Raw genomic sequence first — 8,273 nt, 5'->3', positions numbered from 1 at the left:
GTGCGGCGGGGACGGCGCGGGGGCGCCTGCACGGGCGCCTGCCAGGCCAGGGCGACGGCGACCTCGGGCGGCAGATGGCCGAGCTGGGTGTCCGCATCCCGTCCTTCGGCGAGGTAGGCGACGGGCTGCCCGGTCTCGTCCGTGGCCTGGATGACCTGTTCGAGGCGGTGCGCCATGGGGAAGAAGGGATTCATCGCCTGCCGCACCGGGATGCCGCGATCGAAGGCGGACAAGAGGTCGATGAGATCGCCGACCGTCATCTCCGGGTGTGCCACGGACAGACTCCTTGCGTGGGGGACAGCAGATGGGGTGGCGGCCTGTGGATCGCCCATGGCGGGAGCGCCCCCGTCGGTTGGGGACATCCGGCCTGAGTCCTTGGCGCTAGACGCGCCGGGCGGTCTCCAGCACGCGAGCGACGGTGGCGGCGACGATCTCGGCCGGTGTCTCGGTATCGAAGGACACCTGGTAGCCGCGCACCTTGGCCGTGCCGGTGACAGCGATCTTCCAGCCCTCGCCGTCGGTGCCTGGGCGGCCGAGCGGGAACCAGCCGAGATAGAAGCGCCCATCCTTGCTGCTGACGTGTACGTCCGCCCGGTCATCCACGACGACGTTGAAGTCGTCCGCGGAGAACTGGTCCATGACGAGCGTGGGCCGGCCCGGGCCAAGTTGCCACTCGCGCAGACGCAGCGCCTCGACGGTGGTGGAGAATCCAGGGCTCGCGGGAGCCACGGTCACGAGACATCACCTCTCTGACCTGGGGTTTTCGGGGAAGGTCGTCTACGTTGACATGGCCCTGGCGCGTTGGCCAGTCTTTCGCTGATCTTCCCTGTCTGCCCCCGGCGAACTGCCACGCCTACTCGCTGAAGGTGGCCCTCCAAGAAGCGCCGAGCGCAGCGAGCCGCCCGCGATGTTCCGCGCGGAAGGGCCAGGGTGGTGAACTGGTGGGCCTGACCACAGTGTGCCGGCTGGCAGCCCATCGGCCAGCCCTTCCAGATCGGGGAAGCAGGCTTCCCCGTCACGTCCTTGCATTCAGCTCTGCGTGCTGGCTGCTTCCTTGTCTCACGCAGGTCACTCGGGCGGGTCGACCCGTGTTTGGAGCTGTTGCCAGCAACGGTGGACGTGCTGTTCAGCCTCTCGCACGGCGCAGGAGGCGGCGTCAGTCGAGAGCGCGGCTGCAGATGGCGCGACCTTCTCGGCGCGGGGTGTGGTGCGACCGCGCACCGGGTGGGCAACGCGGGCGACACGTTCTCGGCCGCTCTGGTGGAGGACGGCTGCCCGGGCGACCAGGATCGTGGCGATGACTGCTGCAGCGGTCAGCGCGGCAGCCGCGTGCTGATCGGACATGGCTGTGAGGAGTCCTTCGCGTGGGTACTGGTTGGGAAATGGGAGGGCCAGTATCCGTGTGGTACCGGCCCTTCCACCTCCTCATGCGCGTCAGCCGGGCCAGGTTCCGGTCAGGCGGCGGGTAGCGGTGGCGCCGGCGCGGTCGACGGCCGCTTTGACCGCGGCGAAGATCGCGCCTTGGAGCGTGGCGGCGAGCAGCACCTCGCGCCAGGAGCGGTCTTCGTCGGTGGCGTCCGGGGCGTCCTCGTCGTGGCCGAGCATCTTCCACGTCTGCTTGAACAGCGCTCCCGCGGCCATGCCGCTGACGGCGCCGAGCGCGAGACCGATCGGCTTGTAGGCGATCTTTGCTGCCTTCACCCAACTCACCCCTTCCGGCGGCAGGCCAGCCACACCACGGCGGCCAGGCCCGCTGCCGCGAGCAGTACCTTGCGGTTGTTCCGCGCCAGCTGCGCCCCCTGGGCGGTCTTCTGGCGCACCGGCTCGGGTGCCTTCTCCTGCCACAGTTGACCGGCCTGGGCGGCCGTGGCCCGGGCCTGCCCGGCGGCCTGGGCGGCCTTGTCCTTAACCGGCTCGGGCAGCTTCTCCCGCGCCTGGTGGGCCAGGTCGGCGGCCTTCGCCTTCAGTTCCCCGGCCTTGAGGGCGGCTTGCTCCTTCAGCTCGCCGGCCTTCGCGGCTGCCTGCTCCTTGGCCTCGGCGGCCTTGTCCTGGGCGCGCGCCTTGACGTCGGTCTTCGCTGTGAGCGCCTCGACCGTCTGCCCGAGCTCGGTGCGGGCCTGCTCGACCTGCTCGCGCAGTTCCTCGGGGCTGGAGGCGGTGGGTTCGTCGTGGGGCGGCTGGGTCATCGGTGTGCGCTCTCCTTGATCTCGGCCACGTCGGCCTTCACGTTCTCGACCGTCTGCTCGGGCGTGGGCGGCGCGGCCCGGTCGACCTGTTTCTTTCCACTCATGGCCAGCACCGCGGCGATCACACCCAGCACCGCGGTGACGATCAGCCCGGCTGCCCACACCGGCAGCGCCACCGCCAGGGCGGCGATCACGGTGGCGACCAGCGCCTGCGCCATCAGGAAGCCGACCACGCCGGCGCCGCCGAACAGGCCGCCGCCCTTGCCGTAGTGCTTGCCCTTCTCCTTCATCTCCGCCTGCGCCAGGCGCAGTTCGCCGCGCACCAGCTCGGTCAGCTGCTGCGAGGCCCGCTGCACCAGCTCGCCCACCGGCTCCTGGCTGGAGCGGTCCGCACTCGGGCCAGCATGGTGCGGCTGCGTGCTCGACACGGCGGTCACCTCCCGTCCCTCTTAAGTTCCTGCAGGCCGGACTGCGTCATGGGCCCGGCCATCCGATGAGGGCGCGAGTACCCCGAGCAGGCGAGTTCAGGGCGGGCGGTGTGGACTGATCGCAGCCCCGAGACGGCGGCGGTGCTGCGGGGTTTGACCCGCTCGTGCGTGCGTTTGGTCGCAGGTGGTGGCGGCTACTCGACCCCGGAAGCCTGCGTCGCAGCGAGGGACGGCGCCGACGGGACCGCGCAGAGGCAGACGAACAAGGGGTTGGTCGCGATGACCGTCGCGACACAGCAGGGCGGCGGAGGCGGTTCCAGCGGCCTCTACGACGTTCTGGAACTCATTCTCGACCGCGGGCTGGTGATCGACGCGTACGTGCGGGTCTCCCTTCTCGGTATCGAGATACTCAAGATCGACGTACGGGTCGTGGTCGCCAGCGTCGACACCTACCTCCGCTTCGCCGAGGCGTGCAACCGCCTCGGCCTGGAAGCGGGGCCGCACAAGCCGGCCGGGCTCACGGAGCTCACGCAGTCCGGCGCCCGCGGCAAGACCAAGCAAGCCCTGCCCGGCGGCGAGGAGACGATCTCCGGCGCCTTCCAGCAGGCACGTCACGCGGGCCGGGAGCGTCAGGGCGACCGGGCCGCGCGCGGGAGAGGGGAATGAGAGATGAGCATATACGTCTACGGGATCATCCGCGCCTCACATTCCCCCCCTCCGCCAGGACCTTGAGGGCATCGGAGACCCTCCGCGGCCGGTACGGGTGCTGCGCCAGGGCGAGCTGGCCGCAATCGTCAGTGACGCCCCCGATCAGCTGCGGCCCAAGCGCCGTGATCTCCTCGCCCACCAGCGCGTACTTCACGAAGCCGGAGCGGGCGGCGTGGTCCTGCCGATGCGCTTCGGCAGCGCCTCTGGGGACGACGACACGGTGACCCGGGTGCTCGCCGAGCGTGCGGAGCACTTCCTCGAGCGGCTGCAGGCACTGGACGGCACCGCGGAGTACAACATCAAGGCCAACCACGACGAAGAGGCCGTGCTCCGCCTGATCATGGCCGACCACGACGACATCCGGTCCCTGGCGGAAGCGAACCGCGAGGCCGGTGGCGGCACACAGGAAGAGAAGATCCGGCTCGGGGAGATGATCGCCGCCGCCGTCCAGGCACGCGAGGCCACTGACGCGCAGCTGCTTCAGCAGGCGTTTCAGCCGATGGCCGAGGCGGTCAGCGCCGGGCCGCAGAGCACCGGCTGGCTGGCCAACGTCTCCTTCCTGGTGGACCGCGGTTCAGCGGAGCGATTCCTGGTCGCGGTCGACGAATTCCGCGAGGAACATCCGCACCTCGAGCTGCGGGTCAACGGCCCGCTGCCGCCCTACAGCTTCGTCGACACCCCCTCGTCCCAGCAGGCCGAAGGCGGAACCGCGGAAGCGTTCGGAGCCGCGGCAGCCCAGCCGGACGGGTAAGGAGTCGCGAATCGTCCGCAACGGCGGCCCACCCGTTGCGGGTGATGTCCGTTGCGGCCCGGCTCAGCGTGAGGCCATGCCCGGTGGAAGCGCGGCACGCGGATACGAATTCCGTGTCGCCAGCTGCGTCCCGGAGGCCGCCGCAGAAGCGTTCCCGGAGCTGGAGGCTGTGGTGATCGGCAAACATGCGGTGTTCTACGGCGATGCCATCGACGAGGCGCACCTGTTCGGCCTGCTGGCCCGCTTCCGATGCTCGGTCTGCGGATCGTGGAGATGCGACCGCTCCCCTCAGCTCAGGAGCCGGTGGCACAGGATCAGGCGCGGGGCGCGGCGGGTGAGCCAGGCGCTGGCCAGGCCGATGGCGGCGCCGGCAGCGACGTCGCTGGGGTAGTGGGCGCCGCTTTGCACCCGCTCGAGCGCCACCATGGCGGCGGGCAGGGCGCACGCAGCGCCGGCGGCCGGCCAGGTGGGTGCGATGGCGGCGGTGAAGGCCACCGCGGCGGCGGTGTGCCCGGAGGGAAAGGAGGAGGAGTCGGGGCGGTCGTCGGCCTCGTCGTGGGGGAACCACTGCTTCGGCGGCCGGGGCCGGTCGGCCAGCTGCTTGCACAGGCCGTTCGAGATCAGCTGCGCCACGGCCAGGGCGGCCAGGCCGGAGGCCGCCGCCCTACGGCCGCGCCACCCGCCCAGCGCCGTCATCGCGGCGGCGGCGCCGCACCACAGCTTCGTGTTCTCGGCGGTCTCCTCCACCGCCGAGAGAACCTTGCCGACGCCCGGCGGGATACGCGAGGCCGCCCGCTTGGTCAGTGACCGGTCAGCGTCGCGCAACCCCGCCAGAAGCCTCATGAAGAGCAGGTATCCCGCAGGTCAACGGCCTACACCCCGAGATCAGCGGCGGTCAGTCACGCCTCACCCAGGCGGCGTCGGTCCTCCTCGTCCCACTTCCGGGTGTCGCGCGGCTGGGTGTAGGGCTCGGTCTCGGGCGGCAGGCCGCCCGCGATGGCCCGCTGGCGCACGGTCTCGGCGTCGAACTCCAGGCCCAGCAGGATGGCCAGGTTGGTGATCCACAGCCAGAGGAGGAAGACGATGACGCCGGCCATGGTGCCGTAGGTCTTGTTGTAGGAGGCGAAGTTGGCCACGTAGGACGCGAAGGCGGCGGAGGCGATCAGCCAGATCACCAGGGCGAGGAAGCTGCCCGGGGTGATCCACCGAAAGCCCTTCACCCTCGCGTTCGGGCTCGCCCAGTACAAGATCGCGATCATGACGGTGACCAGGACCACCAGGACGGGCCACTTGGCGATCGACCACACCGTCAGCGCCGTGTCCCCGATCCCGAGCGCGGTACCGGCCCGGCGGGCCAGGCCGCCGGTGAACACCACAATCAGGGCGCTGACCACGGCCAGCACCATCAGCACGACCGTCACCCCGACCCGCACCGGAAGGGTCTTCCACACCGGGCGGCCCTCGGGCATGTCGTAGACGGCGTTCGCCGCGCGGATGAACGCGGCCACGTAGCCGGAGGCCGACCACACGGCCAGCGCGATGCCGACGATCGCCATGATCGAGCCGACGCCGGCGTTGCTCTGCAGCTGCTCCACGGCCCGGGTGATGATGTCCCGGGCCGGGCCCGGGGCGAACTTCTTGCTGTTGGCCAGCACCGTGTCGGTCGCCGACTTGCCGGTGATGCCCAGCAGCGACACGAGCACCAGCAGCGCCGGGAACAGCGCCAGCACCCCGTAGTAGGTCAACGCCGCCGCGCGGTCGGTCAGCTCATCGTCCTTGAACTCCCGCAGGGCGCCCTTGAACACGGCACCCCAGGCCCGCTTGGGCAGCTTCGTCGGTGCGTCCGGTGCCCGGCGCTCCACCTCGGGCCCGGGCCCGACCTCCTCGGGCGTGGGCGTTTCGCGTTCCTGCGCCGCGTCGCTGCCGTGGTGCGCTTTCCGCCCCGGAAGATGCAGCTTTGTCATAAGAGCCGAGTAACCCTCGCTCCTGCCCCTCACGCCCACCGGACGCCCCTGTGTACATGCCGTGCCCAACCGACGGGCCCCGCGGGCACTTGATCCACTTCCATGCGTGCTCTGAGGAGCGCCCCCGATCCGCTGTCATTTGGGGATGTCCTGGTCAAGGGTCTGATGGCAGGAACTCCGTCAGGTGGCTTTCCGGCCCTGGTCGGTTTCCGGCATCTCCTCCTCCCCGCTGTGGGCGGTGGGGTGGGTGATGCGGTGCACTGCCGCGGCGAGTGCGCCGCCGACCAGGGGTGCGACCAGGAACAGCCAGAGTTGGGACAGGGCGGCCGGGCCGGCGAAGACGGCCGGTCCCAGGCTGCGTGCCGGGTTCACCGAGGCGCCCGTGAGTGGAATGCCGACCAGGTTGGCTACCGCAAGAGCCAGCCCGATCGAAAGGCCGTCGAAGCCCGTCAGTGCGAGCTTGTCGGTTACGGTCAGGCACACGAAGACCAGCAGGAAGGTCAGCAGGATCTCGGTGACGAACGCACCGAAGATATTGATGCCGACAATTGAACGGGTCCCGTAGCCATTGGTGCCAAACTTCCCCTGGATCCTCACTCCCGGCACCTGCGAGGCGACGAGAAGAAGGAGTGCGGCGCCGGCGATGCCTCCGAGCAGTTGCGCGGCCCAGTACCGGATGGCCGTGTGGGCCGGGATGCGGCGCGAGAGCAGCATGCCCAGGGTGACTGCCGGATTGACGTGGGAACCGGAAATCGGCCCGAGGCCGTAGGCCAGGACCAGCAGGGTGAGTCCGAAAGCGAGCGCGATGCCCAAAGCGCCGATGTACTTCCCGGCCAGCACGGCGGAGCCGACTCCGAAGAGTACGAGAATGAGCGTCCCAAAGAACTCGGCTGCTATCGGACGGGCCTCGGCCTTGGTCGTCGGGGCCGCAGGGGTTTCGGCCGCTCGTACCTTGGCGTCCATGACGCCTCCTCTTTTATTTGCACCGTTCACGCGACGACGAAGCCCACCTGGGACCGGCTGAGGATTTCCGAGCTGCCCCGCGATGTCTGGTCATTGGCACTGGCAGATGGGCGGTGGGCTCGGGGCTGGCGCTGTTGCGGTGCTGCCTTACGGGCCGCTGGTGGGGGGCGGGCTTCGTCGATGGTGGTCTGTCCGGACTGACGGGCCTGTGCGGTGACCTGTCCGGCCTGGTCCTTGGCCTGGTCGGCGGTGGCGCGCACGGCCTGCGCTGCGGTGTCTTTGACCTCGTGAGCTGTCTGCTGCGCCGATCCGGTGGCAGCCTGCTTGATATGCTGACCAGTCTCCGAGGCGGCTTCCTTGTCATACGGGTAGTCCGGCGTCTCCCGCGGCGGTCCGGGCCTCATCCGGTCATCCGGCGCGGGGGCGCGCTCCGTTCCCGGGCTGCTGCCGGGACTTCCGTCACCGGCGGCCTTTCCGGCCTTGGCGAGCCAAGCCGTGGCGAAGCCGGCCAGCAAGGCGTCGCCCAGGACGCCTGCGTGAGAAGTCCTGCACGTCGCTCACCAAGCCCTCGGCGCCGCGCCGGTCGAGATAGTCCGCCGCACGGCGACCGCGTTCCGCGACCTGCGCCACGACGTTCTTGGCCGGCGAGTCCTCCTCGGCCCTGTCAGCCAGAGCGGGCAGTTGATCCGCCCACTGCCGCACAGTCCCTGCCCCGCGCCGTGTCTGGGTGTCCGCCTGCTCCACCACACGGCCCCGAAGATCACGCGCCACGCCCCCGGCCTGAGCCTTGGCCTGGTCAACGACTGTCTTGACCTGCTCACCGGCTGTGCTGACGACCTCGCCGGCAGCCTGTCTGGCCTGGTCGGCTGTCTTCGCCGCCTCCTGCTGAGCAGTCTGCGAGGCCTGTCCCGGCCCTGTACTCGCTGGCTGGTTCATCGCTCCTCCGTCCAGACCCGGCCCTCGCCCACGCCGGGCCGCCTGGCGGTCTCGTAGGGCTGGTGAGGACGCCTCCTCATCGACTAACCGTGGCGTAGTTGGACAAAACAGGAAAGTATGCCCATATTGCGGTCTTCGAGCCCCATGCTGGGCAGGGCGCCCTGTAGGTCGGGCCGACGAAGCGCAATGGCGTTCCGCCGCCCGGTGCTGCTCGATCTGCGCGTCACCGCGCGGGGGTGGAGATGGTGGTCTGGGCCAGCACGGGTTGGACGTGCCGTCGGCCCGAGGTGGACGATCCGGACGGCAGCGTGGCTGGTCCGCCGCCCCGTCTGACCCC

11 protein-coding genes and 2 pseudogenes are annotated in these 8,273 nt (G+C 70.1%); 3 read left to right on the top strand and 10 right to left on the bottom strand.

The genetic code is table 11. The features are described 5' to 3' along the window. The 6 genes from C1I97_RS25655 to C1I97_RS25635 all read right to left on the bottom strand — a co-directional run. The coding region (locus tag C1I97_RS25655) for a hypothetical protein (protein ID WP_111005538.1) at positions 1-275 on the bottom strand (275 nt) is incomplete at its 3' end. A 106-nt stretch (positions 276-381) separates the two neighbouring features. Beyond that, positions 382-735, bottom strand: a complete 354-nt coding sequence (locus C1I97_RS25650) for a DUF317 domain-containing protein (RefSeq protein WP_111005536.1) — start codon at positions 733-735, stop codon at positions 382-384. A gap of 333 nt (positions 736-1,068) precedes the next feature. Beyond that, positions 1,069-1,344: a hypothetical protein gene (locus C1I97_RS39355; protein WP_146608289.1), complete on the bottom strand. Its 276-nt coding sequence runs from the start codon at positions 1,342-1,344 to the stop codon at positions 1,069-1,071. Between the two features lie 90 nt (positions 1,345-1,434). Beyond that, positions 1,435-1,701, bottom strand: a complete 267-nt coding sequence (locus tag C1I97_RS25645; RefSeq protein ID WP_111005535.1) for a DUF4235 domain-containing protein — start codon at positions 1,699-1,701, stop codon at positions 1,435-1,437. Positions 1,702-1,706: 5 nt separating this feature from the next. Further along, on the bottom strand, positions 1,707-2,186 hold the full coding sequence (locus C1I97_RS25640; RefSeq protein WP_111005534.1) for a DUF3618 domain-containing protein: 480 nt from the start codon (positions 2,184-2,186) through the stop codon (positions 1,707-1,709). After that, positions 2,183-2,614, bottom strand: a complete 432-nt coding sequence (locus tag C1I97_RS25635) for a phage holin family protein (protein ID WP_258382732.1) — start codon at positions 2,612-2,614, stop codon at positions 2,183-2,185. Before C1I97_RS25635 ends, C1I97_RS25640 begins: the two co-directional genes overlap by 4 nt. 279 nt (positions 2,615-2,893) lie before the next feature. On the opposite strand from C1I97_RS25635, the gene gvpJ reads away from it, so the two are divergent. The 3 genes and pseudogenes from gvpJ to C1I97_RS41750 all read left to right on the top strand — a co-directional run. Beyond that, positions 2,894-3,280 (top strand): gas vesicle protein GvpJ, encoded by a 387-nt coding sequence (gene gvpJ / locus C1I97_RS25630; protein WP_111005537.1) that lies wholly within the window; start codon positions 2,894-2,896, stop codon positions 3,278-3,280. A 3-nt stretch (positions 3,281-3,283) separates the two neighbouring features. After that, positions 3,284-4,073, top strand: a pseudogene (locus C1I97_RS25625) (GvpL/GvpF family gas vesicle protein). Between the two features lie 76 nt (positions 4,074-4,149). Then, positions 4,150-4,361, top strand: a pseudogene (locus tag C1I97_RS41750) (hypothetical protein); the annotation flags it as partial. On the opposite strand, the gene C1I97_RS25615 reads toward C1I97_RS41750, so the two are convergent. The 4 genes from C1I97_RS25615 to C1I97_RS39350 form a co-directional block, all read right to left on the bottom strand. Further along, positions 4,362-4,916, bottom strand: a complete 555-nt coding sequence (locus C1I97_RS25615; RefSeq protein WP_111005532.1) for a phosphatase PAP2 family protein — start codon at positions 4,914-4,916, stop codon at positions 4,362-4,364. It abuts the pseudogene before it with no gap. A 56-nt stretch (positions 4,917-4,972) separates the two neighbouring features. Then, positions 4,973-6,037, bottom strand: a complete 1,065-nt coding sequence (locus C1I97_RS25610) for a YihY/virulence factor BrkB family protein (protein ID WP_111005531.1) — start codon at positions 6,035-6,037, stop codon at positions 4,973-4,975. A gap of 180 nt (positions 6,038-6,217) precedes the next feature. After that, entirely contained in the window at positions 6,218-7,000 is a 783-nt protein-coding gene (locus tag C1I97_RS25605; protein WP_111005530.1) for an MIP family channel protein, read from the bottom strand. 26 nt (positions 7,001-7,026) lie between these two features. Continuing rightward, positions 7,027-7,515: a hypothetical protein gene (locus tag C1I97_RS39350; RefSeq protein ID WP_146608288.1), complete on the bottom strand. Its 489-nt coding sequence runs from the start codon at positions 7,513-7,515 to the stop codon at positions 7,027-7,029. Between the last annotated feature and the right edge of the window lie 758 nt (positions 7,516-8,273).

The sequence above is a fragment of the Streptomyces sp. NTH33 genome, assembly GCF_003236365.1.
Taxonomy (GTDB): Bacteria; Actinomycetota; Actinomycetes; order Streptomycetales; family Streptomycetaceae; genus Streptomyces.
This window is presented reverse-complemented; position numbering and strand designations above follow the sequence as displayed.